This window comes from Acrocarpospora pleiomorpha (genome assembly GCF_009687885.1).
In the GTDB taxonomy this organism is placed as follows: Bacteria; Actinomycetota; Actinomycetes; order Streptosporangiales; family Streptosporangiaceae; genus Acrocarpospora; species Acrocarpospora pleiomorpha.
Genome location: NZ_BLAF01000042.1, coordinates 1 through 26,393 on the forward strand (window position 1 = coordinate 1; position 26,393 = coordinate 26,393).

The window sequence follows — 26,393 nt, forward strand, 5'->3', positions numbered from 1 at the left end:
CCCCAGGAGCCCCCGAATCCCACCCCGCCTGAGCTGCCCCACGCTCCCTCCGCGCCGAAATCGACTCTCCGCCACCTGGCAAACCGGGAGCGTCCAGATCCCACTCCGCCCGAGCGGCCGAGTCCCCCCGCCTCGGGCCTTCGGGAGCCCCCGAGTCCCGCCCCGCCTGAGCTGCCCCGCGCCCCCTCCGCACCGAAGCCGACTCCCCGCCACCCGGCAAACCGGGCGTCCCCAAATCCCACTCCGCCCGAGCCGCCCCACGCTCTCTGTACTCCGAAGCCGAGTCCCCGCGCCTCGACACCTCGGGAGCCCTCGAATCCCGCCCCGCCTGAGCTGCCCCGTGCTCTCTCCGCGTCGAAGCTGACTCCTCGCTACTCGACATGGGGGTGCCCAAATCCCACCCCGCCCGAGTTGCTCTGCCCCTCGGCGCCTCGGGAGTCCCCAAGTCTCGGTCCGTTCCGCGCTCTTTGGGTTCCGAAGCCGAGTTTCCGCCGTTCCATGCCGGAGGCGAACCCACGGCTAGATCACCCTGAACAGATTCATCGTTTGACGAACCCCCAGGGAACTCGCCGCCTTGTCGGCCTCGGGGTGGGCCTTCGGTCAGCGGGGCTCCCGACAAACCCGGAATCCGTCGGTCTGTCGGGAAGTTTCGGCCTTTTTGGTCCACCGTCGAATCCGGGTCCGGCCAGTTCACCTCGGAACCGGGGATCCGCTGATCGCGCGGTGAACCGTTTCCCTGGCGTCCTCCATTCGCTCCCACGCCTGGCCAAGGCCGCGTGTAGCCCTCTTGCCTGTCAGCGAACCCGGTGGCTTCGCGATCTTTCTGCGAGCCCGGTCCGTAACGATCACTTGGCCGATCCGTGCGACCTGAGTCCTGCGGTGGAATCTTGATGGAGTTCCAGGGTCTGGGGTCGCTGGACGGGTCTAGGGGTGGGCGTGGTGTGTGGTCGTCTTGGGGGGTTTCGGTCTTTCGGTCGGCATACCAGGCTCGGACCCAGTCGGTCTTGGGGGTTGGGGCGGGACGAGAGGGTTCGGGTGTGGTCGGCCGAGGCACGAAGGCACCCGCGACGGGGACGTCCCCTGGCTCGCCGGGGTTGCCTCGTTGGGGTGGGATTGAGGGTGTGGACTGGGATTGGGGTGAGGTTTGGGATCGGGGTGGGATCTGGGCTGGTGGTGGGATTTGGGCTGGTTGCCAGGGTGTGTCCGGGTCTGACTGAGGGTGAGGGGTGGGGTTGCTGGGCATGCGTCAGACCTCCCCGGGTGTGTGGGTGGTGGTTGGCCTTTTCAGGGTGGTGACCGGCCGTGGAGTAGGCCAGCGAGTCGACCGGATCGGCATAGGGATCATGCGTCCCCCTCGTCGGGGATCGCGGTCGCGGTGGCGACCATGTCAGCGCCGCCGAAGCCGATGACGGCCAGGAAGAAAGCGTCCCAGTGCACGCTGACGCCCACGGTCACCTCGGTCTGGCCGCCGCCGACCGTACATTCGGTCAACTGCACGCCGTCCAGGGCATGCGCGGTGATGATCTCCTCCGCTCGGCCGCAGACTTCAGTGTCGGCGAGCAGACGTACCTGACCAGTGGCCCGAAGCGTCTCAACATCGATCTGGTCAGCGGCCCCGCGCGCACCCTGCTCAGCGATGTCCGCCGCCTTGAGCCGCGAATTGATAGCAGCCCCACCATCGACAAGCAGCCCCGCAAGCAGGAATACCGCCACCGAGAACAGCACCACGAAAACGGACATCGACCCGCTATCGGCACGATGTGCACCTCTAAGGCGTGCGACCCAAAGGTGTGGGTGCCTCCGAACACCTAACGGAATGCCGCTACCACTCCTAGCGCCGATGCGGCGAGAACCACCGCCAGCGTTAACGGCGTCGGGTAACGCCGAGTAACCCAGCGACCTGCTCATCCTGCTAGGCGCCCAAAGCCACAGGCTCCTAACACCAAACAGAACGCCGCTGCTGCTCTTGGCGCCGGTGCGGCGAGGACCGCCGCCAGCGTTAACGGCGCCGGATAACGGCGAGCAACCCAGCGACCCGCTCAATGTGTTAGGTGCTCTGAAGCGTGGGTCTCTAAGGTTTGGGCTTCTCATTCGACCCTCCGGAACTGTTCCAGGGGGACCACTGAGTTGCCGGTCATTTGCTTGGTCGTACCGAATCCGAGGAAGTCCAGGTCGAGTTCGCAGGTGACGGTCACGGAGACGACGCCGCCTTCGACCCATTCGGTTCCGGTCATGCTGACCTGTGGTGGGCATTCGTCCCCCAGCACCGACTGAGCTGTCTGCTCGGCCGCTCCCGTGGCCTCGTCCTCGGTGCGCTGGACCGACGCCGCCCTGGCCGCGTCCCTGGCCGCTCCGTTGACCTCGCCCTGAGCCTCGACGACCCTGCCCGCCCCTACGAGGAACATGAGGAACAGCAGGAAAACCGGTGCCAGCATCACGGTTTCCGCGGTCATCGACCCGCGGTCGCGGCGGTTGGGAGAGGTCACTGGCATGTTTCGCTCCCGTCGTCGGGACGGAAACATTCGATCGGGCCGCCGGATCGGGCGGTGATGGTGAAGGCCAGCTCGGGGAGCAGCGGCACAACCTGAACGGCGGTGCCCCTCACCTCCACACCGCGCTGGTCTCCTTCCTCAAAAGCCGTCGCCGTCGCCGACTGCAACAGTTCCGGCCCGATCGCCTGAATGATCTGCGTCGCTTTGGCCTCGGCTTCCGACGGCCAGGCATCGGAATCGCCGGCCAATCTCGCCACTCGGGCACCCTCACGAGCAGCCGCGTCCGCAACCTGCCGACCGTGAAACCACAACGCCATCTGCACCACAAGCAGAACCACCACAAGAATGACCGGCATCAGAATGGCCAACTCGATCACCGTGGCCCCACGATCCCGACGATGGCACCCACAAGCCGTGGCCCCACGATCTGGATGACGGCGCTCTTCAGCCGTGGCACCCCAATCCCGATGGCGGCGCCCGGAGGCCGTGTCGCCGCCATCCCGGTGGCAGCACTCGCAGACCGCAACCCCGCCATCCCGACGAAGGCGCTCGTCAGCCGTGACCCCACGATCCCCGCGACGCCACCCGGAGGCTGCAGCGCCTCCATCCCGATGGCAGCGCTCGCAGACCGTAACCCGGCCACCCTGACGAAGGCGCTCGCCACCCGAGGCCCCGCTATCCCCACGACGGCACCCGCAGGCCATAGCGCCGCGAGCCCGACGGGGCTCGCGGGCCAGAGTCATGAGCGCCCTCGCGGTGCGCCAAGGGCTGCTCAAGGTCCATGAGATCCCTGAGGTTCTGAGGGTTCCCGGGGTTCTTGAGGGGGTTGGGGTTCGTTGGGTCATTGACCGACACCGCTCCCGTCGCCGCCACCGCCACCACCGCCGCCGCCGAAGTTGCTGGTGATTTCGGCGGATTTGCCTTCGACCAAGCCCCTGATGAGGGTGGCCAGGCCGAGGGCGACACCGGCGATGATCGCGGTGATGATGACCCATTCGACGGCGGAGGCGCCTCGGGTGGGGGCGTTGCGGGCGTGCTGGATTCGTACGTTCAGCAGGGCTATCAGGTACTCGATCATCTATGACCCCAACATCTTCATGGCTGCCGGAAAACTGAGAAAGATCACGAAGCCTGCGCACAGCAGGAGCTGGGCCACGAGCATCGATTGGGAGCGCTCGCCGGCCTTGCCCTCGATTTCGGCCAGTTCGCGCCGCCGGAGGGTGGCGGATCGGGCGGTCAGCGAGGTCCGGACCTTGGCGCCGTCGTCGGCCACCAGACCGAGCGCGGCCGACAGATCACGCAATTCGTCCACGTTGATCTCGTCCCCGAGCTGGCCAAGCGCCTGCCAGGGCGTGATGCCGACAATCCGGGCGTTCGACAGCGCTTCCCGGATGCGCTCCATCGCCCAGTTCGACCCGGCCGCATCGGCCATCGACCCATTCGATCCCGCAGAGCCAGCAGACCCAGATCCGCCCGAACCGGGGCTGCCGACGGAGACGGCCATCAGCAGGGCCTCGGGCACCCCCCGCCCCCCGGCCAGGTTCATCGCCACCAGGTCGAGGAACGCGCCGACCGCGTGCCGGAAATCGCGCCGCCGTACAGCCGCGTCCCGCCGGATCTGAGCGTCCGGCAGCAGGAAGAACACCACCGAAACCAGCAACGCCGACCAGAACGGCACATGCAGCGAAAGCCCCCACCCCATCACCGCCAGCCACCCGACCAGCAGCGGAAACGCGAACAACCCGGACACCGCGAGCAGCACCTTGGTGGCCAGGAAGCCCTCGAACGACTTCCCCAGCAGGGTGAGGTCGGCCCGTACCGAACGGGCTTCCCAGCCGCGCGCCAGGTAGAAGCGCGCCAGCCGGAGCCCCAGCGCCCGCCGGAACGCGCTGACCTGCTCGTCGGGCGCGACCAGCGGCGTGCGCACCACATCCTCGCCCGCCCTGGCCTGATCGAGCGCGGCCAGCCGCGTCACCAGCCCGGGCCGAGGCGGGAACAGGGCCCGGAACAGCAGAAAGATCCCCAGCCCGAGCACGGCCCCGGCGAGTACGGTCTCCGTCACACGATCACCTCGGCTTCCTCCTGGCGGGCGGGCGCCTCGGCACGGCGGTAGGGCGCGAGGATCCGGGCAGGCTGGTCGAATCTGGCCAGCCGCCGCATCCAGGCGAACCCCGCCCCGAACAGCCCGGCCACCACGACCAGGACGGCCTGACCCAGGAGCGAGTTGTACTCCTGGACGTACGAACGATTGAAGATCACGAGGAAGGCGGCGAAGGCGAGGGCGGTGCCCACCACGATCTGCACGCTGCGGCGGGTGGCCCGGCGTTCCGCCTCGACGCGGCGGCGCATGTCGAGCTCTTCGCGGGCCGACAGGGCCAGGGCGGAGAGCACGTCACGCAGGCCGGGGCCGCGGAGTTTGGAGTTGAGGATCAGGGCGGCCACCACCAGGTCGGCGGAGGGGTCGTCGAGCTCGTCGGCGAACATGCGCAGGGCGTCGGAGAGCGCCATCCGGGTGTGCATGCGGTCGACCAGGGAGCGCAGGTGCGGGCGCAGGCTGGGGGCGGCGGCCCGGATCGAGACGGGGATCGCCTGTTCAAGCCCGGCGGCCCCGGCGATGGTGTCGCGCAGGGATTCGGTCCAGGCGGCCAGGCCCTCCAGGCGGCGCATCGAGGCGCGTTCCTCGGCCGCGCCGCCGGTGAGACCGCGCCAGGCGATCACCAGCAGGGCCGAGCCGACGGCGACGACGGGCCAGCCGGTCAGGACCAGGACGACGGCGGCGGTGATGGCGGCGACCGCGGTTCTGGTGGAGAGCGTGCGCACCAGTTCCATCCGGCGGGCCGCGCCGTCGGGGCCGGCTGGGCGTGGGCGCACGCCGTACAGGGCGAGGCCGAGGAGGTAGAGGCCGGCGCCGATGGCGGCGCCGACGATCAGCACGAGCGGGTCCAGGAGGCCGGGTGGGATCATGACCAGGCTCCTTCGTAGCCGTGCGCGGCCAGTTCCTCGATGCAGGCGATGGGGGCGTGCGGCACCACGGATCCGTTCTCGGTGGCGATGAAGACCTCCGAGGAGAGCACCCGGCCGTCGCAGCCGGCCACCTCGCGGACCGAGGAGACGAACCGGCGCAACCGGCCGCCGCGGTGGTAGTCATTGCGCTTCTCGATGAAGACCACGAAGTCGATGGCGCCCGCGATGAGCATGTGGCTGGCCTCGATGGGGAGGCGCTCCTCGGCCTGCAGGGCGTAGGTGGCGATGCGGTTGAAGACCTCGATCGAGGAGTTGGCGTGGATCGTGGACAGCGAGCCGTCGTTGCCCTGGGTCATCGCGTTGAGCATGGTGACGATCTCGTCGCCCAGCACCTCGCCGACGATCACCCGGGACGGGTTCATCCGGAGCGAGCGGCGGACCAGTTCGGCCATGCTGATCTCGCCCTGACCTTCGGAGTTGGGCAGGCGCTGCTCGAACGCGACCACGTTGGGGTGCAGTTCGGGGAACTGGTCGAGGCCGAGTTCCAGGGCACGTTCCACGGTGATCAGGCGTTCCACCGGGGGGATCTCGTTGGCGACCGCGCGCAGCAGGGTGGTCTTCCCGGCGTTGGTGGAACCGGCGATCATGATGTTCTTCCTGGCCTGCACGGCCGCGGAGAGGAATCGCCCCAGTTCCGGGGAGAGCGTTCCATTGCCGACCAGATCGCTGAGGAAGACCTTGCCCAGCCGGGCCCGGCGGATCGAGATCGCGGGCCGGACCGTGACGTCCATCACGGCCGACAGGCGGGAGCCGTCCGGGAGGCGCAGGTCCAGCTGCGGGTTGGCGGTGTCGAACGGGCGCGAGGACAGGCCGGAATAGGCGGCGAGGATCTGGATGAGCTCGATCAGCTCCTCGTCGGATTCGGCCACCGGCTCGTGGGTGAGCTCCTGGCCGTCCGCGTAGCCGACGAAGACCCGGTCACAGCCGTTGATGTCGATGTTCTCGACCTCGGGGTCGTCCAGCAGCGGCTGCAGGCGGCCGACGCCGAACAGGGCCGCGTGGATCCCGGCGGCGAGCGCCTCCTCCTCTTCCGCGCTCGGCGGCGTACGGCCCACGCCGATCTCGCTGCGGGCGAACTCCTCCAGCACCTGCGCGATCAGCGCCCGGGCGAACTGCCGCTCGTCCTCGCCGCTCATCGGCCGCAGGCCGCTGGCCTGATCCAGCCGCCGCTGCTGGGCCAGCCGGTCGCCGACCTCCTGCCGGAACCGTTTCACCAGGGTGTGGTCGATGGTCATGGGCTCTCCTCGCGGGGCCCCGGCACGATCGGCCGCCCGTTGACCTGGCGCGGCTCCGGCGCGCCGACCCGGCCGGCCAGCCGCCCGGCCAGCTCGCGCGCGGTCCTGATCAGCATGCTGCGGTCCAGCCGCCCGCCCCACTGGCCGCGCAGCAGCTCGGCTCCCTTCGGGTCGTACGCGAGACCGCCGACGAACGCGACATCCCATCCCGAGACGATCCGGCGCACCTCGTCCAGCTCGGACCGGTACGCCCGGGGGTCGGCGATCACGACCACGCCCACCTGCTGTTTGAGCAGTGTGAGCCGTTCGCGCAGGTGGGCCACGTGATCGAGGCTGGCCCGGGTGAACAGCACGACCTGGTCGGCTTCGGCGAGCAGGTCGTTGACGGCCGGGTGCGCGCCCAGCCGCCCGCAGTCCGCCAGCACGTCGGTGTGGGGCAGCGCGGCCAGGGACCGCCCGAGCGGGCTCCACAGCCAGGTCAGCCCCGCGGCCTGCTCGGCATTGGTGAGCCCGGCCAGCACGTCGAGGCCGCCGACCAGTTTCTGGGTGTGCTCGTAGACCTGCTCGGCGTGCAGGCCGCGCCGGGCCACCGCGCCCAGGCTGAGCAGGCCGCGGCCCGGGTTGAGCACGCCGCCGTCGGCGGCCGGCAGCCGGTAGGCCAGATCGCCGCCGGAGGGGTCGCATTCGGCGAGCAGCACCGGACGCGGCCACACCGCCCCCAGCGCGGTCGCGGCCGTGGTCACTCCCGGTGCCCCCTTGTCGGCGGCCAGGACGATCAGTGCCATTCGCTACCGTGCCCCGGGCAGGACGGCCAGGGCGATCTCGCCGCTGGAGGCGTACTGGGCGACGGTGGGTGAGACCGCCTCGTCCACGATCACGGTCACCAGGCCGGTCGCCGTACGGCCCGGGGCGCCGACGCTGTGCACGAGGGCGTTCTGGGCGAGCACGCGCTGCTGGGTGGCGGCGGTGCCGCGCCCCGCGGCCGGGACGTAGATCACTTGGACGATGTCGCCCTTGGTGAGGCCGATCGGGGCCTGCCCGGATTTGAGGGCCAGGCCGACCTGGGCCTTTCCTGGGCCGAGCTGCTCGCTGGCGGTGCTGGTCATGTTCTCGGTGAGCAGGGTGCCCGGGAGCAGGGTGACCGACGCGTAGGTGGTGAGCACCTTGTCGCGGAAGCGCCAGGCGACGTAGTCGATGCCGGTTTCGGCGATCTGCACCTCCTGGAGGGCGGATGCCGGGATCTTCTCGCCCGCGCCGACCTGCTCGATGATCCGGACGGCCGAGACGCGGTCGCCGCTGCGCAGCACCAGCAGCGTGGTCGCCAGCGCGCCGCCCAGAATGAGGAGCACGGCCAGCGCCGCGAGGGCGGGTTTACGCTCGCGCGGCGGCACCGGCAGCTTCCGCGCGGCCGGCCCGGACAGGCCGGGCCGTTCCACCGGGCCGGTACGGCTTTCGCGGGCGGGCTTCTCGCTGATCCTCATGGGTGGGGGGCTCCCAGAGTCCAAGTCCACGCAGCACACGGCACAAGGCCACATGATCACGAGGAGGGTTGATCAAAACATTTTCGGATTCGCGCGGAATTTCACGCCATTATGGACATCCCCGATGGTCATGGTTCCGGTAAACGGGGGACCCATGCTTATCGGTTATAGGTCATCGCGTCAACGAGAAAAGTATTACCGCAGGTCAATGGATTGGGTTGTCACACTGGTAACAGAGGTAACATGACTACCGGATCTTCCTGAGATACTGCCTTAACACCACACAACCACAAAAAGTCAAGATGCTGTGAAATGTCAATGCAAATCGGCTTGACTGGTGTCTTGACAGAACTTGTTGACGGGGCTTCATTGTGGAGATCGTCGGATGATGATTGGTTGGCGGGGCTCTCTCGTTCGTCCCAGGGAATGGCGGTGGGTGCGAGTGGCAGGAGTTCTCCCACCCGCCGGCCCTCCGAGACGCTCGCCCTCGGCCATCCGCCTGACAGCCCCGCCCGGAGTCACATGCATGGGTCACCACAGCTCTCCCACCCCCGCCCGTTGGAACGCTCGCAGTCAGCCGCATGCCACGCTCCCAAGTTGGACCGTTTCTTGTGCCTTCACTTGTGGCTACGGGCATATCGCTCCCCGCGTTCACCGCAATCGCAGGCAAGTTCGATGAGCTCCTTCACGAGGAGTGGGCGCATTGTCACGCGAACCGGATGTGATGGGACAGCGGGTTCGTCCGGGATGGGGATCAAGCGGGTCGGGGACCCGGGTTGGAGACCGAGCGTGTCGAGGATCCGCCCAGAGTTATCCACAGGGGCGTTCAGTGAACGTGAAGGTGATTCGTGTTTATCGGAACGATTACGGGCACTTCATGCGCTGGTCGGACGTGGATTGGTCCAAGTTTGTCCACAGGGTCGGAAGTTATCCACAGCGATATCCACCGGTTCGAGTGGTCATCCACAGGGTGGCGCGGTGAGGTGTCCACAGGGGTGTTCAATGGCTCGCGTGTTACCGGATCCGCATAACCCGAGTGGCCTTCGGGCTGCTTCTGTACCTTGACCCCGCCCCCCACCATTGGAGCCGCAGATGCGGATAGCGATCACTGTGGTCGGAAGCCCCGGGACCGCCGCCAACCGGGATGTCATCGTCGAAGGGGACGAGAGCACGACCGTCGCCGCGCTGGCCAGGGCGCTGGAAAACCCGAATTCCCGGCCGTCGAACGTGGTACGTCTACCGCGCGCGCGGGCGCCGTACGGGATGGATCGCGAAGCCCAGGAGCCGACTCACACGGAGGTGTGGCTGGACGGGCAGCGGCTTGATCCGGCGGCGCGGGTCTTCGGGCTGCTGCGGGAGGGCGATCGGATCGCGCTGGACCGGCGGGCGGCGATGGCGACGGTCATCGAGGAGCCCGCGGGGATGGTGGAGTTGCGTGTCGTCGGGGGCCCCGGGGCGGGGGCGGTGCACCGGCTGGGCCTGGGCACCCATGTGATCGGATCGGATCCGGCGTGCGCGGTGACCGTGCCGGATCCGGGCCTGGGAGCCGAGGCGGTGATCATCCGCCTGGTTCCCTCGGGGATCACCATCGAGGCCGGATCATCGTTCAGAACCCCGCCAGACCCCGCAAAGCCCACAACACGATCTTCGTCCAGATCTCCGATGGATTCTCCGGCGACGTCCTCACCACGTTCTTCGCCCAAACGCCCCAAAGACACGTCGGAGTCCACCCCCAAGTCCCCAGCGGACCGTTCGGGCGCCACGCCCATACCCGGATCTTCGACCAAAGCTCCGATCGTTGGGGGTCATGCTCCGACGCTGGACGGGGAGCCGGTTGACGAGCCTGTCGCGTGGAGCGAGGGGGTGATGCTGGCGTGCGGCAATTCGGTTTTCTCTGTTGGCGCGATCGAGCCGCCAGACGCCCACCTGGACGCGTTGCCCGATGGCGGGCTCGCCTACAACCGGCCGCCACGATTGCGGTTGCCGGAGCGAGTGGTGTCGTTCGCGGTGCCGCAGGAGCCGAAACGCGCTGAGGGCATGCGGCTGCAGCTGCTGGCGGCGTTCCTGCCGGCGGTGCTCGGCGTGGTCATGATGATCGTCTTCAACTCCTGGTACTTCCTGTTGATCGCGTTCATGACCCCCATGATCATGATCGGCCAGTGGGTCAGCGACCGCAGGCACGGGCGCAAGCAGCACCGCCAGGCGCTCAAGGAGTTCCGCCAGGAGAGCGAGGATTTCACCCGACGCGTCGACGCCGCCCGCACCGAGGACGAGAAGGCACGGCGGGCCGCCGCCCCCGACCCCGCCGAACTGCTGCTGACCGCGACCGGCCCACGGCGGCGGCTCTGGGAGCGCAGAACCCACGATCAGGACGCGCTCCGCCTCCGCGTCGGCCTCGCGGACCTGCCCGCCGAGATCGAATTCGAACCGCCCCAGCAGGATCCGCCAATCGCGCGGAATGTCCCGGTGGCGCTGGCGATGCGCCGCCTAGGGGTGGCCGGACTCACCGGACCCAGGCGGGTCGCGCTCGGCACGGCCCGCTGGCTGGTCGGCCAGGCAGCGGCCCTGCACAGCCCCCGCGACCTGGCCATCGTCGTCATCTCCGCCCACCCCGACGGCGCCGACCAGTGGGGCTGGGTCCGCTGGCTCCCGCACTGCGTCACCCACGTCACCGACAGCGTCGCCCTCATCGGCGCCGACCCGGACGCCGCGGCCCGCCGGGTCGCCGAACTGGCGGCGCTAATCACCGAACGCCTGGACGAGGAGAACGCGCCGCTCCTGCGCCCCGGCCGCCTCACCGGCGGCCCCGCGGGCTGGAACGAACTCGGCCGGGGAACCCCGCGACCTGCGGAACCCACCTTCGGCACCTACGACGAGCGCCCCTACGACGTCCTCGTCGTGCTGGACGGCGCGCAGGTGCTGCGCGGCCTCCCGGGCATGCCGCAGGTGCTCAGGCAAGGCCCGCCCGCCGGGGTCTACACGATCGCCATCGACGACGACCAGGCGCTGCTCCCCGAGGAGTGCGCGACCGTGGTCTCCTGCGCCCAGGGCGGCACCCTGCGGCTCCGCGGCGGCGGCCTGGACGCCCTCGGCCGGATCCGCGCCGACCAGGTCTCCGCCCGCTGGGCGGACCGGATGGCCCGGGCCCTGGCCCCGCTCCGCGACGTGAGCCGCGACGACGCCGCCACCGCGCTCCCCTCGGCCGCCCGCCTGCTCGACCTGATCGACCTCACCAAACCCCCCGGCCGGGACACCCGCGCCATCATCGGCATCGGCCCCGAAGGTCCGTACGCGGTGGATCTGCGCCAGGACGGCCCGCACGCCCTGATCGCCGGAACCACCGGCGCGGGCAAGTCCGAACTCCTGCAGACGCTGATCAGCTCCCTGGCCGTGGCCAACCGCCCCGACGAGATGACATTCGTCCTGATCGACTACAAAGGCGGCGCCGCCTTCAAAGAGTGTGTACGGCTCCCGCACACCGTCGGCATGGTCAGCGACCTGGACGGCCACCTCACCCAGCGCGCCCTGACCTCCCTGGCCGCCGAGATCCGCCGCCGCGAACGCCTGCTCCTGGACGCGGGCGCGAAGGACATCGACGACTACCTGGAGGCCAGGGATGCCGCCGAGCGCGGCACGACCTGGGTGCTCGGCGCCTCCGGCGTGACCCAGACCAAGGTCACCGGCCTGTTCGACCGGCCGAGCGCGGGCGCGGTCTGGACGACCGCGAAGGACCAGCTGCCCCCACTCCCCCGGCTGGTGCTGATCATCGACGAGTTCGCGGCCCTGGTGGCCGAGCTCCCCGACTTCGTGGACGGCCTGGTGGACATCGCCAGACGCGGCCGATCGCTCGGCATCCACCTGATTCTCGCCACCCAGCGCCCCGGCGGCGTCGTCACCGCCGACATCCAGGCCAACACCTCCCTGCGCATCGCCCTGCGCGTCACCGACACCCACGAGTCCGCCGACGTGATCGACGGCCCTGAGGCCGCGCACATCCCGAAGACCCTGCCGGGCCGCTGCTACGTCCGCTCCGGCTCGGGCCCGGCGACCGCCGTGCAGGCCGCGCGAATCGGCGGCCGAGCCCCCGGCGGCGCGAACCCGAGCGGCGAGGTGCGGATCAGCGACCTCCCATGGGCGGCCCTCGGCCACCCGCTGACCAGCCGGAATATCGAAATTTCCGGCACGACCGACCTGGCGAGACTCGTCGACCAGGTCCGCACGGTCACCCGCTCGATCCCAGAACAACCCAGCCCCTGGCTCCCTCCCCTCCCCGACCAGGTCCTACTCCCCACCGGAAGCCCGATCGGAAGCTCCACCGAAAACCCCATCGGGCTCTCCACCAGAAGCCCCTCCGGGCTCTCCACCGAAAACCCCATCGGGCTCTCCACCAGAAGCCCCTCCGGACTCTCCACCGAAAACCCCACCGGAAGCTCTTCCGGGCTCTCCATCAGAAGCTCCACCGGACTCTCCACCGAAAACCCCACCGGAGACCCCATCGGACTCTCCACCAGAAGCTCCACCGGAAGCCCCACCGGAGGCCCCATCGGACTCTCCACCGGATTCCGCACCGGAGGCTCGACCGGAAGCCCTTCCGGGCGGGGAGACGAGATCCCGTTCGGCATCTCCGACCTCCCGTGGGCCCAGCGCATCCGCCCGCTGACCCTCGGCACCGGCCATCTCCTCATCGCCGGCACTGCCAGAAGCGGGCGTTCCACCGCCCTGCGCACGATCGCGGGCTCGATCGCCGCTCATACCTCCGCCGACGACATGCACTTGCACGTGATCGACTGCGGCTCCGGCGCGCTGCTGCCCCTGGTCTCCCTCCCGCACTGCGGTGCCGTCGTCACCCGCGACCAGCTGGACCGGGTGGAACGCCTGCTCACCCGCCTCCGTGCCGAGGTGGGCCGCCGCCAGCACGTGCTGGCCGACGCCGGTTACGCCTCGCTGGCGGAGGCCCGCGCGGGCGGCCTCCGCGAACCCTGGCTGGTCCTGATGCTCGACCGCTGGGAAGGCTACGTCGCCGCCTTCGAGAACTACGACTACGGCCGCATGATCGACGCCATGCTCCAACTGCTCCGCGAGGGCCCGGCCGTGGGACTGCGCGCCGTGGTCACCTCCGACCGCTCCGGACTGCTCGGCCAGATCTCCACCGTCTTCGAGGACCGTCTGGTGCTCCGCCTGGCCGACCCCGCCGACTACGGCCTGGCCGGGCTCCCACCGAAGAACCTCCCCGCGAACATGCCGAACGGCCGTGCGCTCGCCATGTCCGAGCAGGGCATCGTCGAAAGCCAGATCGCGCTCCTGGCCGAAGACTCCTCGGGCCCGGCCCAGGTCGCGGCCCTCCAAGCCCTGGCACGTGCGGCCAGCAAACCCCAGCACCAGCACCCCCTGCGGGTCGACGCCCTCCCCACCCGAATCACCGCGGCCCAGGTCATGGACCTGACCCCGGACTTCACCCCACCGTCCCCGCTGTGGACGTTGATCGGCGCAGGCGGCGACGCGCTCACCCCCTCGGGTCTCGACCTGCTGGCCCACGGCCCGGCCGCGGTAGTCGCCGGGCCTGCCCGCTCAGGCCGCTCCTCCACACTCCTGACAGCGGCCCAATCCTTCCTCGACCGAGACATCCCCGTCCTGATCATCGCCCCCCGCCGAAGCCCACTCCGAGAACTCCGCGGCGTCCTGGCCGTCCTGGACGGCAACGCCCGCAGCCTCCGCGAGGACGCCACCGGCGACGGCAGCTTCGGCGGCATCCCGGGCGCGATCGACCCCCTCGAACTCCTCGCCAAACACACCAAGCAGAACAAAGCCAACAAGAACGAAAATGGCAACGAGCAGGACAAACACCAGGACATCGAACAAGACCCGACCCAGGACAAGCACCAAGGCTTTGAACAGCACGCGACCCAAGCCAAGCGCCAAGACATCGAACTAGGCACAGTCCAAACCAAACATCAGGACGTCGAGCAAGGCGCGACCCAAGCCAGGCACCAGGGCGTCGAACAGAGCACGGCCCAGGGCAGATATCAGGGCGTCGAGCAGAGCGCGGCCGAGGACATGTATCAAGACGTCGAACCGGCCGTAGCCCAAGGCAACGAACACCACGAGCAAGGCGCGGGGCACGGCAAGGAACACCACGAGCAAGGTGCGGCGCACGGCAAAGGATCGGACCACGCGCAAGCCGCGACCCAGGGCATCGGACCGGGCTACGGACAAGGCGTGGGGCAGGGCAGGGAGCAGGGGAGATACGTCGTGATCGTTGACGACGCTGAGTTGATTTCGCCGGATTCGGCGTTGGGCTCCGCGCTGGACGAGATTCTCCGGACCGCGCGGGACGGCGAGCATGGGCTGCTGATCGCGGGGACGACGGGGGATCTGGCCACGGCATACCGCGGCTTCGTGGCGGAGGCCCGGAAGTCGCGGACCGGCGTGCTGTTATCGGTGCAGAGCCCGGCCGACGGCGACCTGTTCAACGTCCGGCTGCCCCGGGGTGCGACCGGGGGACCGCCGGGGCGCGGCCTGCTGGTTGTGTCGGGGAGTGCCACCCCCATCCAGGCCGCCGTCCCGAACCCGAGCTAGCGCGTGGCCGACTCGATGTTTCCTCGGTAGGTGTTGATCACCCGGGACGCCTCGTTGAGCTCTTCGGACATGCGCTGGAAGGCGGCGCGGTAGCTCTGCCAGGAATCCCGGAAGCGCTGCGCTCCTGCGCCGGTCCAGACGGTGCCGACCTTGGCCGCTTCGCGGTCCAGGGCCGCCATGGTCGCCCGGACCTGGTCTGCCTGCTGGGTGAACTGCGCGGCCATGCTCTGCATTTCCGCGGGATCGCCGCCGAGCAAGCTGTGACTCATCTCGTTTCCCTTCGCCGACGTTGGGGCGCCCCCACCGTAGATCTCGCAGACGGGAATTGCCCTGGTTATGCCCAGCGGTTATGAGAGCTGTCAGGAACCGTCACCCAGCCGTATGAGACGGGAACAACTTAAAGAGCAAGGGGGCGCATCGGAAAAACACTAAGCCCCTGCCTACACTCCCCATGTCAGGGTTGTAGTCAGGGAGGAGCTCCGGTGGAGAAAGTCCCCATCGTGCCGGCCCTCACGATCTACGTGCTCACGTTGTAGTCAGGGGAGGAACTCCTGTGGAGAAGGTCCTGATCGCCAATCGCGGTGAGATCGCCGTTCGGATCGCCCGCGCGTGCGCGGACGCGGGCCTGGGCAGCGTCGCCGTCTACGCCGACCAGGATCTGGACGCGCTACACGTGAAAGTCGCCGACGAGGCCCGCGCGTTGAACGGTCAGAGCCCGGCGGAGACCTACCTGGACATCGGCAAGCTGCTGGCGATCGCGCGGGAGACCGGCGCGGACGCGGTGCACCCCGGCTACGGCTTCCTGGCCGAGAACGCCGCCTTCGCCCAGGCTGTCCTGGACGCGGGGCTGACCTGGATCGGTCCGCCCCCGGCGGCGATCACCGCGCTCGGCGACAAGGTCCAGGCCAGGCACATCGCCCAGCGGGTCGGCGCGCCCCTGGTGGCGGGCACCCCCGACCCCGTCTCCGGCGTGGAAGAAGTCGTCGCCTTCGCCGAGGAACACGGCCTGCCGATCGCGATCAAGGCCGCTTTCGGCGGCGGCGGGCGCGGCCTCAAGGTGGCCAGAACCCTGACGGAGATCCCCAGCCTGTACGAATCAGCGGTCCGCGAGGCGGTTACCGCCTTCGGCCGGGGCGAATGTTTCGTGGAACGCTACCTGGACCGCCCCCGGCACGTCGAAACCCAGTGCCTGGCCGACAGCCACGGCAACGTCGTCGTGGTCAGCACCCGGGACTGCTCGCTGCAGCGCCGCCACCAGAAGCTGGTCGAGGAGGCCCCGGCGCCGTTCCTGACCGACGACCAGCTCACCCTGCTCTACGACAGCTCCAAGGCCATCCTCCGCGAGGCCGGCTACGTCGGTGCCGGGACCTGCGAGTTCCTGGTCGGCCAGGACGGCACGATCTCGTTCCTCGAGGTGAACACCCGCCTCCAGGTGGAGCACCCGGTCACCGAGGAGGTGGCGGGCGTGGATCTGGTCCGCGAGATGTTCCGGATCGCCGACGGGGAGGCGCTCGGCTACGACGACCCCGTGCTGTGCGGCCACTCCATCGAGTTCCGCGTCAACGCGGAGGACGCGGGCCGCGGTTTCCTACCCGCGCCGGGCACGCTGGTCGCGATGCGCGCCCCGGCGGGCCCCGGAGTGCGGCTCGACTCCGGCTACGAGGCCGGGATGACCGTCCCCCAGTCGTTCGACTCCCTGGTGGCCAAGCTGATCGTGACCGGGGCGACCCGGCGGCAGGCGCTGGAGCGGGCCCGCCGGGCGCTGGCCGAGTTCGAGATCGACGGCATGCCCACCGTGCTGCCGTTCCATCGCGCGGTGGTCGACGACCCGGCGTTCACCGGCGAACCGTTCTCCGTGCACACCCGATGGATCGAAACCGAGTTCGTGAACCAGATCCCGCCGTACGCCGGGGCGGTCGAGGTGGCCGAGGCCGAGGGGCGGGAGCGGATCACCGTGGAGGTGGGCGGGAAGCGGCTGGAAGTGGTGCTTCCGGCCGGGTTCGGGGGCGCCGGCCGTACTGAGACGAGGCAGGCGCAGCGGGCGCCCAGGCGGGCGGGTGGTGGGGCGAGGAAGGCGGCGGCGAGCGGGGACGCGCTGGTCAGCCCGATGCAGGGGACCATCGTGAAGGTGGAGCGCGCGGACGGGGACGCGGTGGCCGCCGGGGACGTCGTCGTGGTGCTGGAGGCCATGAAGATGGAGCAGCCGCTGACCGCGCACAAGTCCGGCACGATCACCGGCCTGGCCGCGGCGGTCGGGCAGACGGTGACCGCCGGGTCGGTCATCTGTGAGATCAAGGAAGCGTGACCGTGCGTGGGTTCTCCATTCGCCGGATACGGTGGGTTCGAGGGAACCATCGCGCATCGCCGTTCGTCCTGAAGGGCGAAGGAGGCCTGAAAGCCGTGACCAAAACCCATCCGCTGCGCCGCGTGGGGGCCGCCGCGGCGGCTCTGTTCGTCGGGCTGGCAGCGTTGTTCATGCTGAGCCCGGCGGCCCGCGCCGCCGCCCCGCCCGACGTGGCGACCGCGTTGGCCAGCTGGCAGTCCGGAGACCCGCTCTTCGTCCTGTCAGGCTCGCCGCTCAACTCCGAGCAGCAGGCCGGAGTCCGCGAGGCGCTGAAGGAATCCAAGGCCAAGATCTACGGAGTGGCGCTGCCCGACGGCTCGGTCGCCGAGGCCGAGGCGGGCCAGTTCATGATCCAGGCGCTCGACGCCCTGGACAAGGCCGGGCGATCGAACGCGACGGTGGTCGTGCTGGACGGCATGAGCCTGTTCGCCGCGTCGAAGGCCCTTCCGGCCGGTGCGCCCGCCACGCTGGCCAACCTGGCCACCTCTCACAACAGCGATGTCGTCGCCGGCATGAAGGACTTCACGAACCGGGTCAACCTGGTCATCGGCGGTGAGTCGCGCAAGGCGCGGAGCGCGGAGTCGCTGGCCAACCCGGGCGCGGGCTCAGCCGCGATCTGGTACGGGCTGCTGGGCGTCGCCGTGATCGGCGGCGGTGGCCTGTGGCTCATCTCCCGCCGGATGAAGCGGCAGCGTGAGGCCAAGGAAGCCGCCGAGCTGGCCGCCGTCAAGAAGACGGTGGAGGAGGACGTGACCAAGTTCGGCGAGGAGATCACCGCGCTGGACCTGGACGCTCGCATGTTGCCCGCGGCCGGCACCGACACCGACTGGCAGCACGCGCTCGACTCCTACGAGAAGGCCAAGACCGAACTGGCCGCGACCAAGCGCGCCGACGAGTTGCGCACGGTCACCGCCACGCTGGAGGACGGCCGCTACGCGCTGGCCGTGGTGAAGGCGAAGGTCAACAAGGAGCCGGTGCCGGAACGGCTGGCCCCCTGCTTCTTCAACCCGCAGCACGGGCCTTCGGTCCGCAACGTGCGCTGGGCTCCGCCCGGGGGCGCGCTGCGGGACGTGCCCGCCTGCGCGATGGACGCCCAGGCCATCGAGCGGGGCTTCGACCCGCAGATGCGCGAGGTCGTGCTGCCGAACGGGCAGCGCGCGCCGTATTGGAACGCCGGTCCGGCCTACCAGCCCTATGCGTCGGGTTACTACGGCGGATTCGACGGCGGCGGCCTGCTGACCGGCATGCTGGTCGGCACCATGCTCGGCAGCGCCTTCGGCGGCTTTGGCATGGGTGGGTACGGCGCGGGTTACGCCGACGGTCTGGCCGCTGACGGCGGCGGGGACTGGGGCGGCGGAGGCGGCGACTTCGGAGGCGGCGGCGATTGGGGCGGCGGCGACTTCGGCGGCGGAGATTTCGGAGGCGGCGACTGGTAGGTCGCCGCAGGAGTGCAGCCGCCGCGCGATGGTCAAGGCGGCTGCACGTTGCCGAGTTCTTGAGATTGTCGATATCCGGAGTGTGGCCGTAGCACGCGGTGGTCAAGGCGACCTGCCGGGCACGCCATAGACGTCGTCGATATCCGGAGTGCAGCCGTCACGCGGCGGTCAAGACGGCCTGCCGGGTGCGCCATAGACGTCGTCGGTATCCAGAATGCAGCCGCCGAGCGGTGGTCAAGGCGGTTGCAAGGGGGCTGTAAGTGGTCGTGGGAGAATCTTGGTGTTCCCCCTGGAGGCCCTCGTGCGACGCATTACCCCCCGTGTCACTCCGCTCTTTGTCGCCTTACTCGCCGTGCTCATCACCGTCCTGGTGGGCATCGTGCTGGCGATCATGCTGCCGGCGTCGGCGGCCGAATCCGCGGCCCGTCCCTGTGCGGTCGGCAGCGGTCCCAACCTGAGCGGCAAACGGTTCACCCGGGTCGAGCAGCTGCCGGCCAACCTGCGCTGTGCCACGCTCACCAACGCGAAGCTGGACGAGCTCGATCTGACCCAGCGCGATCTGACCGGCGCGGTGCTGCGCGGCGCGTCGCTCAAGGAGGCCGACCTCACCCAGGCCCACCTGGAGTACGCGGACCTGCGCGGGGCCGACCTCACCTCGGCCGATCTCGGGCAGCTGGAGGCCAAGCAGGCCGACCTGCGCGGCGCGATCCTGATCGACGCCGAGGCGGGCCAGGCCGAGTTCCCGCACGCGGATCTCAGCAAGGCGGTGCTGGCCAGGGCGGTGCTCACCCAGGCCACCTTCACCAACGCCAAGCTGGTCGGGGCCGACCTGAACCAGGCCACCATGGGCCAAATCAAGGCGCGCACCGCGAACTTCAGCCAGGCGAAGATGAAGGACGTCAAGCTGGGGCAGGCTCAGCTGCAGCACACGGTGTTCAAGGACGCCGACCTGACCGGCGCTACCTTCACCCAGGCCGAGTTGCAGGGCGCCGACTTCACCGGAGCGATTATCACGTCGGCCTCGTTCATCCAGGCCAGTGATGTGAATCTGACCGGGGCACGGGGTGAGGGCAGCAATGTCCCCTCCGACGCGATCGTGGCTCCAGCGGAAGAGACCCAGGCGGCCGAGGACGAGCGGCCCGCGTCCACCGATACCCCCCGTTCCTCCGGCGGGATCTCCCCGGCCTTGATGGTGGTGCTGGTCAGCGCTTTCGGCCTGAGCATGACGCTGCTGATATGGGGGCTCAGCAGCGGACGCAGGAAACGCTCCCACGCCACATTCGCGATGGCCAGGCACGCCGCCGAGGAGGATGTCACCCGGTTCGGCGAGGAGATCGACACGCTCGACTTCGAGATGAAGGTCAAGGCGGTGAGCGGGCCCAGTCACGACTGGCGGGCGGCGCTCGACGCGTACGAGGCGGCGAAGCAGGCTCTAATGCTGGCCCGCACGCCCGGCGAGCTGCACGCGGCCGCGGCGGCCGTGCATCATGGGCGGCTGGCGCTGCACCGGGTCAGGGCCAGCATGGGCAGGACCTACAGCTAGATCCCGGCGGTCAGTGGGGACATCAGGCGGCGGGCGGCTTCGGTGATCGAGCCGGACAGTGAGGGGTAGACGGCGAACGTGTGGGCCAGCTGGTCCACCGTGAGCCGGTGTTGCACGGCCACCGACAGGGCCAGGATCAGTTCGGAGGCGCGCGGTGCGACGACCACGCCGCCGAGCACGATGCCGGTGTTCGGGCGGCAGAACAGCTTGACGAAGCCGTCGTTGAAGCCCTGCATCTTGGCCCGCGCGTTGGTGGCCAGCGGCAGCTTGACGACTTTCGCCTCGATCTCCCCCGCCTCGACCTGCTTCTGCGACACGCCGACGGCGGCGATCTCCGGGTCGGTGAAGATGTTGGAGGCCACGGTGGCCAGCCGGATCGGCTGCACGGCCTCGCCGAGCGCGTGCCAGACCGCGATCCGGCCCTGCATGGCGGCCACCGAGGCGAGCATGAGCACGCCGGTGCAGTCCCCCGCCGCGTACACCCCCGGCGCGGAGGTCCTGGACACCTTGTCCACCTCGATGAAGCCGTTGCGGTCGAGTTTGACGCCGTTGTCCTCCAGGCCGATGCCGCTGGTGTTGGGCACCATGCCGACGGTCATCAGGCAGTGGGTGCCCTCGGCGGTCCTGCCGTCCTCCAGCGTGACGACCACGCCGTGCGCGGTGCGCTTGACCGAGGCGGCCCGGGACCGGCCCATCACGTTCATGCCGCGCCGCCGGTAGACGTCTTCGAGCACCTCGGCCGCGTCCGCGTCCTCGTTGGGCATCATCCGGTCGCGGCTGGAGACCAGCGTGACCTCCGACCCCAGTGACTGGTACGCCCCCGCGAACTCGGCCCCGGTCACCCCGGAGCCGACCACGATCAGATGTTCCGGCAACTCCGTCAGGTCGTACATCTGACGCCAGGTAAGGATGCGCTCACCGTCAGGCTCGGCGCCGACCAGCACCCGCGGGGTGGCGCCGGTGGCCACGATCACCACGTCGGCACGGATGGTGCGATTCCCCGCCCGCACCAGCTGGGGGTCGACCAGCCGCCCCTGCGCCCGGATGACCTCGACGTTCTCGGCCGCGAGCCGGGCCGCGATGTCGGCGGACTGGGCGTGGGCGAGTTCCTTGACCCGGCCGTTGACCAGCGGCATGTCGGCCACCGCGCCGCCCACGTCGCCGTCCTCGCCGCCGGTGAAATACACCCCCAGCGATTCGGCGTCCAGCAGCGCCTGCTTGCGCACGGACGTGGCGATCAGGGTCTTCGACGGCACGCAGTCGGTCAGCACGCACGCGCCGCCGGGCCCGTCCTGTTCGACGACGGTCACCTGGGCGCCGAGCTGAGCGGCGACCAGCGCCGACTCGTAGCCGCCTGGCCCGCCGCCGATGATCACTATCCTCGTCACATACCCCATTCTCCCGCATCGGAAGGGTAGCTAACGTAGGGGGCGCGAGGCGCGAGCATAAACACGTGGAATGCACGCGGGCGGGCGTGGCGGGGAGATCTTGGATTAGGCTAGGTCGCTGTGCCTGTCTACGCAGCGTTCGCCAGCAACATGGATCCCAAGCAGATGGCTGAGCGTGCCCCGCACTCTCCGATGCGGGGCTCTGGCTGGCTGGTCGGCTGGCGGCTGACCTTCGGCGGTGAGGACGTGCACTGGGAGGGTGCGCTCGCCACCATCGTGGAGGACCGCGACGAGCAGGTCTTCGTCGTGCTGTACGACGTGCCCGAGTGGGACGAGGCCTCCCTGGACCGGTGGACGGGCCTCGAACTGGGCCTCTACAAGCGGGTCCGGCTGCGGGTGGCGACGCTGGACGGCGACGTGCTGTCCTGGGTCTACGTGCTGGACTCCTACGAGGGCGGCCTGCCCTCGGCCCGCTACCTGGGCATCATCGCGGACGCGGCCGAGAAGGCGGGCGCCCCCGACGACTACGTCAAGGACCTGCGAAGCCGCCCCTGCAAATCCCTGGGCGACTAGCTGTGCTTATGGCCGATCCTCCGGATCGGCGGGCTGCCTATTGGGAAATTTCGCTGAAATTCGGATGAATGATTCTGGCAGGTGGGGCGGCTGGGAGACTTCATGCCGTTCTGTACGCTCGGTCCTGTGAGCAACGACGCGTATTCTCTCGCCGCCCAGGCCGCGGCCGCCCTGCAGGCCCGCACCGGGCTGGACGGTTTTGACGTGGCCCTGGTGATGGGGTCGGGCTGGGTGCCCGCCGCCGACGCGATCGGCGAGACGCTGGCCGAGGTGCCGGTGACCGAACTGCCCGGTTTCTCCGCGCCCGCCGTGGCCGGACACGCCGGCACCATCCGTGCGGTGCGCACCGAATCCGGCACCCACGCCCTGATCTTCCTGGGCCGCACCCACCTGTACGAGGGCCGCGGCGTCGAACCGGTCGTGCACGGCATCCGCACGGCCGCCGCCACCGGGGTGCGCGTGGTCGTGCTGACCAACGCGGCCGGCGGGCTGCGCCCGGAGACCCAGCGGGTCGGCGAGCCGGTGCTGATCAGCGACCACATCAACATGACCGGGGCCAACCCGCTCACCGGCTCCACCTTCTTGGACCTCACGAACGTGTACTCACCACGCCTGCGCGCCCTCGCCAAGGAGGCCGACCCGACCCTGGCCGAAGGAGTCTATGTGGCCTTCCGCGGCCCGACGTACGAGACGCCCGCCGAGATCCGGATGCTGCGCACGCTGGGCGGGGACATGATCGGCATGTCCACCGTGCTGGAGGCCATCGCGGCCCGCGAGGCCGGAGCCGAGGTGCTGGGCGTCTCGCTGGTCACCAACCCGGGGGCGGGCCTGGTCGGCGAGCCGCTCAACCACGAAGAGGTCCTGGCGGTGGGCAAGGCGACCGCGAAACGGATGGGCGTCCTGCTCAGCGAGGTCGTCAACAAGCTATGAGCATGGATCTCGAACTGCTGGCGGCCGACTGGCTCGCCCAGGACCCCGACCCGGTGACCCGGGCCGAGCTGGCGGGTCTGCTCGATGACCCGGAGGCGCTGCGCGACCGGTTCGGCGCCAAGCTGGAGTTCGGCACGGCCGGGCTGCGCGGCGAGCTGGGCGCGGGGCCGAACCGGATGAACCGGGTTACGGTGATGCGCGCGGCGGCGGGCCTGGCGGCCGTGCTCGGCCCTGGCAAGCTGGTCGTGGTCGGCTTCGACGCGCGGCACAACTCCGATGTCTTCGCCCGCGACACGGCCGCGGTGCTCACCGGCGCGGGCCTGCGCGTCGCGGTCATGGGCGGCCGCTACCCGACTCCGGTCCTGGCCTTCGCGGTACGGCACCTGCGCGCGGACGCCGGAGTCATGGTCACCGCCTCGCACAATCCGCCACGCGACAACGGCTACAAGGTCTACTGGGGGGACGGCGCCCAGATCGTGCCACCCCTGGACACGGAGATCTCCCAGGCGATCGACGCGGTCGGCCGGGTGGACGAGCTGCCGCTCGGGGACGACTGGCAGACGCTCGGGCAGGCGGCGATCCTGCAGCCGTACCTGGAGGCGGTGACCTCGCTCGCGTTGGGGGACGCGCGGGAGTTGCGGGTCGCGTACACGCCGTTGCACGGGGTGGGCGGATCCACGCTGGCGGCGGCGTTCATCGCGGCCGGGTTCAAGTCGCCGATGATCGTGGGGGCGCAGCATCGGCCGGATCCGGATTTTCCCACCGTGGCGTTTCCGAATCCGGAGGAGCCGGGGGCGATGGATCTGGCTCTTGAGCTGGCGTCCGCGCCCGCCGTACAGGCCGACATCGTGATCGCCAACGATCCGGACGCGGACCGCTGCGCGGTGGGGGCGCGCCAGCCGGACGGGCGGTTCCGGATGCTGACCGGTGACGAGGTGGGCGGTCTGCTCGGCGAACACGTGCTGCGCACCACGTCAGGGCAGGACAGGCTGGTGGCCACCACGATCGTGTCGTCGTCGCTGCTCGGCCGCATCGCCGACGCGTACGGCGTGCCCTACCGGGAAACCCTCACTGGCTTCAAATGGATCATGAAGGCGGGCCCCGGACTGATCTACGGCTACGAGGAGGCGCTGGGCTACAGCGTCGGCTCGGACGCGGGCCTGCCGGTGCACGACAAGGACGGCATCAGCGCCGCCCTGACCATCGGCGCGATCGCCGCCCAGGCCAAACGAGACGGCCGCACCCTCCTCGACCTCCTGGACGACCAGGCCAGAAAGTACGGCCTGCACGCCACATCCCAACTCTCGTTCCGCGTCGAGGACCTGTCCTTGATCACGAAGGCCATGCAGCGGCTCCGCGACACGCCCCCGTCCGAACTGGGCGGCCGGAAGGTCGAATCGGCCGAGGACCTGGCATCCGGAGCGGGCGGGCTGCCACCCACCGACGGCCTGCGCTACCGCCTCGCGGGAGGCGCGCGCATCGTGGTCCGGCCAAGCGGAACCGAACCCAAACTCAAGTGCTACCTGGAGGTCGTCCTCCCGGTAACCGGCGACGTGGCGACGACCCGCACTCAGGCCACCCAAGACCTCATCGCCCTCAAACAGGACATCGCCGAAGCTCTGGGCCTCTAGCGCCGCTTACAGGGCCAGCGCGATCGCAGCCGCGACAACGAGGATCACGGTTGCGGTGGCCGCGCCGATCGCGTACGGCGACCAGATCACGCTGGCCTCTCCGGTGGTCTTGCGCTTGTTCTTCTCGGCCAGCGCGCGGATCTGCTCGGCCGCCCAGTCGGCGTGGGTCCGCCCCGCCATCGCCTCGGCGGCGGCCTGCTCCCCCTTCGTCCGCACCGGTTCCGACGTCGGATAACGCCCCGACCGCCGGGACGAGCCGCCCTGCCGGACCGATTTCGCCCGCTCCCGCGCGGACGGCTGCGGCGTCCAGCACCGCACGGTCAGCTCCCCCGCCCTGATCGTGATCGCGTTCGACACCTCGACGCCATCCACCGTGTTCCACGGCAGGAACGCGGTACGGAACGGGTTGCGAACCCGGACCCCGCCCTCCTCGGTGATCGTCGCAGGCCGCAGCGACATCACGAAGACCAGGAACGTGATCACGCCCAGCACCGCACCGACCACCAGCGCGGTCGGCATCGTCCCCCGGGCGATCAGGTCCGCCGTGTTCAACGCGGCGAACGCCAGCCACACCCAGCCGAAAATCCAGGACGCCGTCGACCGGTACGTCATGCGCGCCACTTGAGCTGCGCGAACCCGGGCTTGATCACTCCGTTGATCAGCGCGAGCCGCTCGTCGAACGGGATGAAGGCCGACTTCATCGCGTTGACCGTGAACCACTGCAGGTCATCCCAGTCGTACCCGAACGCCTCGACCAGCTTGTGGAACTCCAGGGACACCGAGGTGGCGCTCATCAACCGGTTGTCGGTGTTGACCGTGACCCGGAAGTACAGGCGGCGGAGCAGCCCGATCGGGTGCGCGGCAATGGAGGCGGCGGCGCCGGTCTGCAGGTTGGAGGTGGGGGCCATCTCCAGCGGGATGCGCTTGTCCCGGACATAGGCCGCGAGCCTGCCCAGTTTGGCCTCGCCGTCCTCCGCCACCGCGATGTCGTCGATGATGCGCACGCCGTGGCCGAGCCGATCGGCGCCGCACCACTGGATCGCCTGCCAGATCGAGGGGAGCCCGAAGCCCTCACCGGCGTGGATGGTGAAGTGCGCGTTCTCGCGCTGCAGGTATTCGAACGCGTCCAGGTGCCGGGTGGGCGGGTATCCGGCCTCGGCGCCGGCGATGTCGAAACCGACCACGCCCACGTCCCGGTAGCGCACGGCCAGCTCGGCGATCTCCATCGACCTGGCCTGGTGGCGCATCGCGGTGAGCAGCGCCACGACCCTGATGTCCCGGCCCTGGCAGCCGAGCCGGAAGCCCTCGTTGACCGCGGTGACGACCTGGTCCAGGCTGAGCCCGCCGGAGGTGTGCAGCTCTGGTGCGTACCGCACCTCGGCGTAGACGACCCCGTCGTTGGCCAGGTCCTCGGCGCACTCGGCCGCGCACCTGATCAGCGCCTCCCGGGACTGCATGACCCCCACGGTGTGCGCGAAGGTCTCCAGATACCGCTCCAGCGATCCCGAGTCCGACGCCTCCTGGAACCACTGGGCCAGGTTGGCCGGATCTGTCGACGGCAGCTTGTCGTAGCCGGATTCCCGGGCCAGATCGATGATCGTGTCCGTCCGCAGTCCGCCGTCGAGATGGTCGTGGAGCAGGACCTTCGGGGCCTGGCGGATCTCCTCAAGAGTGGGCTGGGTCATCCCGGCATCCTACCGCCACCTGCGAAAACAACGATCTAGCAGAGTTTGCCGAAGA

20 protein-coding genes are annotated in these 26,393 nt (G+C 69.6%); 7 read left to right on the top strand and 13 right to left on the bottom strand.

Annotated features, from left to right (window positions below; all coding sequences use genetic code 11):
* Positions 1 to 1,341: 1,341 nt before the first annotated feature.
* The 9 genes from Aple_RS31450 to Aple_RS31490 all read right to left on the bottom strand — a co-directional run bounded on the left by Aple_RS31450 (position 1,342) and on the right by Aple_RS31490 (position 8,232).
* Complete coding sequence (locus Aple_RS31450; RefSeq protein ID WP_155348352.1) at positions 1,342 to 1,740, bottom strand: pilus assembly protein TadG-related protein; 399 nt, start codon at positions 1,738 to 1,740, stop codon at positions 1,342 to 1,344.
* Between the two features lie 347 nt (positions 1,741 to 2,087).
* On the bottom strand, positions 2,088 to 2,492 hold the full coding sequence (locus Aple_RS31455; RefSeq protein WP_170321748.1) for a TadE/TadG family type IV pilus assembly protein: 405 nt from the start codon (positions 2,490 to 2,492) through the stop codon (positions 2,088 to 2,090).
* Positions 2,483 to 2,869 carry a TadE family protein gene (locus Aple_RS54830; RefSeq protein ID WP_246264914.1) on the bottom strand — a complete coding sequence of 129 codons (387 nt, stop codon included), beginning with the start codon at positions 2,867 to 2,869 and terminating at the stop codon, positions 2,483 to 2,485. Before Aple_RS54830 ends, Aple_RS31455 begins: the two co-directional genes overlap by 10 nt.
* Before the next feature lie 464 nt (positions 2,870 to 3,333).
* Positions 3,334 to 3,570, bottom strand: coding sequence for a hypothetical protein (locus Aple_RS31465; RefSeq protein ID WP_155348354.1), 237 nt, complete (start codon positions 3,568 to 3,570; stop codon positions 3,334 to 3,336).
* Positions 3,571 to 4,554 carry a type II secretion system protein gene (locus Aple_RS31470; RefSeq protein WP_155348355.1) on the bottom strand — a complete coding sequence of 328 codons (984 nt, stop codon included), beginning with the start codon at positions 4,552 to 4,554 and terminating at the stop codon, positions 3,571 to 3,573. It lies immediately after the preceding gene.
* On the bottom strand, positions 4,551 to 5,456 hold the full coding sequence (locus tag Aple_RS31475; RefSeq protein WP_155348356.1) for a type II secretion system F family protein: 906 nt from the start codon (positions 5,454 to 5,456) through the stop codon (positions 4,551 to 4,553). The genes Aple_RS31470 and Aple_RS31475 overlap by 4 nt, the downstream gene beginning before the upstream one ends.
* A complete protein-coding gene (locus tag Aple_RS31480) occupies positions 5,453 to 6,751 on the bottom strand; it encodes a TadA family conjugal transfer-associated ATPase (protein WP_155348357.1) in 1,299 nt (432 codons plus the stop codon). Before Aple_RS31480 ends, Aple_RS31475 begins: the two co-directional genes overlap by 4 nt.
* On the bottom strand, positions 6,748 to 7,536 hold the full coding sequence (locus Aple_RS31485; RefSeq protein WP_155348358.1) for a MinD/ParA family ATP-binding protein: 789 nt from the start codon (positions 7,534 to 7,536) through the stop codon (positions 6,748 to 6,750). The genes Aple_RS31480 and Aple_RS31485 overlap by 4 nt, the downstream gene beginning before the upstream one ends.
* Positions 7,537 to 7,539: 3 nt before the next feature.
* Positions 7,540 to 8,232, bottom strand: a complete 693-nt coding sequence (locus tag Aple_RS31490) for a hypothetical protein (protein ID WP_155348359.1) — start codon at positions 8,230 to 8,232, stop codon at positions 7,540 to 7,542.
* Positions 8,233 to 9,324: 1,092 nt separating this feature from the next.
* Here Aple_RS31490 and Aple_RS31495 point away from each other — a divergent pair.
* Positions 9,325 to 14,808 carry an FtsK/SpoIIIE domain-containing protein gene (locus Aple_RS31495; protein WP_155348360.1) on the top strand — a complete coding sequence of 1,828 codons (5,484 nt, stop codon included), beginning with the start codon at positions 9,325 to 9,327 and terminating at the stop codon, positions 14,806 to 14,808.
* Here the strand turns inward: Aple_RS31495 and Aple_RS31500 are convergent.
* Positions 14,805 to 15,077: a WXG100 family type VII secretion target gene (locus tag Aple_RS31500; RefSeq protein ID WP_155341381.1), complete on the bottom strand. Its 273-nt coding sequence runs from the start codon at positions 15,075 to 15,077 to the stop codon at positions 14,805 to 14,807. The genes Aple_RS31495 and Aple_RS31500 overlap by 4 nt on opposite strands.
* Positions 15,078 to 15,361: 284 nt before the next feature.
* Between Aple_RS31500 and Aple_RS31505 the strand changes: the two genes are divergently transcribed.
* The 3 genes from Aple_RS31505 to Aple_RS31515 all read left to right on the top strand — a co-directional run bounded on the left by Aple_RS31505 (position 15,362) and on the right by Aple_RS31515 (position 20,131).
* Entirely contained in the window at positions 15,362 to 17,113 is a 1,752-nt protein-coding gene (locus Aple_RS31505) for an acetyl-CoA carboxylase biotin carboxylase subunit (protein WP_155348361.1), read from the top strand.
* A 95-nt stretch (positions 17,114 to 17,208) separates the two neighbouring features.
* On the top strand, positions 17,209 to 18,588 hold the full coding sequence (locus Aple_RS52325; RefSeq protein WP_170321749.1) for a hypothetical protein: 1,380 nt from the start codon (positions 17,209 to 17,211) through the stop codon (positions 18,586 to 18,588).
* Between the two features lie 301 nt (positions 18,589 to 18,889).
* Complete coding sequence (locus Aple_RS31515) at positions 18,890 to 20,131, top strand: pentapeptide repeat-containing protein (RefSeq protein WP_170321750.1); 1,242 nt, start codon at positions 18,890 to 18,892, stop codon at positions 20,129 to 20,131.
* On the opposite strand, the gene Aple_RS31520 is transcribed toward Aple_RS31515, so the two are convergent.
* A complete protein-coding gene (locus Aple_RS31520) occupies positions 20,128 to 21,519 on the bottom strand; it encodes an NAD(P)H-quinone dehydrogenase (protein ID WP_155348363.1) in 1,392 nt (463 codons plus the stop codon). The genes Aple_RS31515 and Aple_RS31520 overlap by 4 nt on opposite strands.
* A 120-nt stretch (positions 21,520 to 21,639) precedes the next feature.
* Here Aple_RS31520 and Aple_RS31525 point away from each other — a divergent pair, with 120 nt between their 5' ends.
* The 3 genes from Aple_RS31525 to Aple_RS31535 all read left to right on the top strand — a co-directional run bounded on the left by Aple_RS31525 (position 21,640) and on the right by Aple_RS31535 (position 24,653).
* Positions 21,640 to 22,092 (top strand): gamma-glutamylcyclotransferase family protein, encoded by a 453-nt coding sequence (locus tag Aple_RS31525; RefSeq protein WP_155348364.1) that lies wholly within the window; start codon positions 21,640 to 21,642, stop codon positions 22,090 to 22,092.
* Between the two features lie 126 nt (positions 22,093 to 22,218).
* Positions 22,219 to 23,022: a purine-nucleoside phosphorylase gene (locus Aple_RS31530; protein WP_218038582.1), complete on the top strand. Its 804-nt coding sequence runs from the start codon at positions 22,219 to 22,221 to the stop codon at positions 23,020 to 23,022.
* Positions 23,023 to 23,024: 2 nt separating this feature from the next.
* The gene (locus Aple_RS31535; RefSeq protein WP_373869659.1) at positions 23,025 to 24,653 is read left to right on the top strand and encodes a phospho-sugar mutase; all 1,629 of its coding nucleotides are present in this window, start codon (positions 23,025 to 23,027) and stop codon (positions 24,651 to 24,653) included.
* 6 nt (positions 24,654 to 24,659) lie between these two features.
* Here the strand turns inward: Aple_RS31535 and Aple_RS31540 are convergent, their stop codons facing one another.
* A complete protein-coding gene (locus Aple_RS31540; RefSeq protein ID WP_155348367.1) occupies positions 24,660 to 25,265 on the bottom strand; it encodes a PH domain-containing protein in 606 nt (201 codons plus the stop codon).
* Entirely contained in the window at positions 25,262 to 26,338 is a 1,077-nt protein-coding gene (locus Aple_RS31545) for an adenosine deaminase (RefSeq protein ID WP_155348368.1), read from the bottom strand. Before Aple_RS31545 ends, Aple_RS31540 begins: the two co-directional genes overlap by 4 nt.
* Positions 26,339 to 26,393: the final 55 nt, after the last annotated feature.

Excerpts from the sequence above, each read along its gene's own strand:
- Aple_RS31455 (WP_170321748.1), bottom strand. The coding sequence starts at position 2,492 with ATGCCAGTGACCTCTCCCAACCGCCGCGACCGCGGGTCGATGACCGCG.
- Aple_RS31535 (WP_373869659.1), top strand. The coding sequence starts at position 23,025 with ATGGATCTCGAACTGCTGGCGGCCGACTGGCTCGCCCAGGACCCCGAC.
- Aple_RS31500 (WP_155341381.1), bottom strand. The coding sequence starts at position 15,077 with ATGAGTCACAGCTTGCTCGGCGGCGATCCCGCGGAAATGCAGAGCATG.
- Aple_RS31545 (WP_155348368.1), bottom strand. The coding sequence starts at position 26,338 with ATGACCCAGCCCACTCTTGAGGAGATCCGCCAGGCCCCGAAGGTCCTG.
- Aple_RS31490 (WP_155348359.1), bottom strand. The coding sequence starts at position 8,232 with ATGAGGATCAGCGAGAAGCCCGCCCGCGAAAGCCGTACCGGCCCGGTG.
- Aple_RS31485 (WP_155348358.1), bottom strand. The coding sequence starts at position 7,536 with ATGGCACTGATCGTCCTGGCCGCCGACAAGGGGGCACCGGGAGTGACC.
- Aple_RS31465 (WP_155348354.1), bottom strand. The coding sequence starts at position 3,570 with ATGATCGAGTACCTGATAGCCCTGCTGAACGTACGAATCCAGCACGCC.
- Aple_RS31540 (WP_155348367.1), bottom strand. The coding sequence starts at position 25,265 with ATGACGTACCGGTCGACGGCGTCCTGGATTTTCGGCTGGGTGTGGCTG.
- Aple_RS31450 (WP_155348352.1), bottom strand. The coding sequence starts at position 1,740 with ATGTCCGTTTTCGTGGTGCTGTTCTCGGTGGCGGTATTCCTGCTTGCG.
- Aple_RS31495 (WP_155348360.1), top strand. The coding sequence starts at position 9,325 with ATGCGGATAGCGATCACTGTGGTCGGAAGCCCCGGGACCGCCGCCAAC.
- Aple_RS31475 (WP_155348356.1), bottom strand. The coding sequence starts at position 5,456 with ATGATCCCACCCGGCCTCCTGGACCCGCTCGTGCTGATCGTCGGCGCC.
- Aple_RS31480 (WP_155348357.1), bottom strand. The coding sequence starts at position 6,751 with ATGACCATCGACCACACCCTGGTGAAACGGTTCCGGCAGGAGGTCGGC.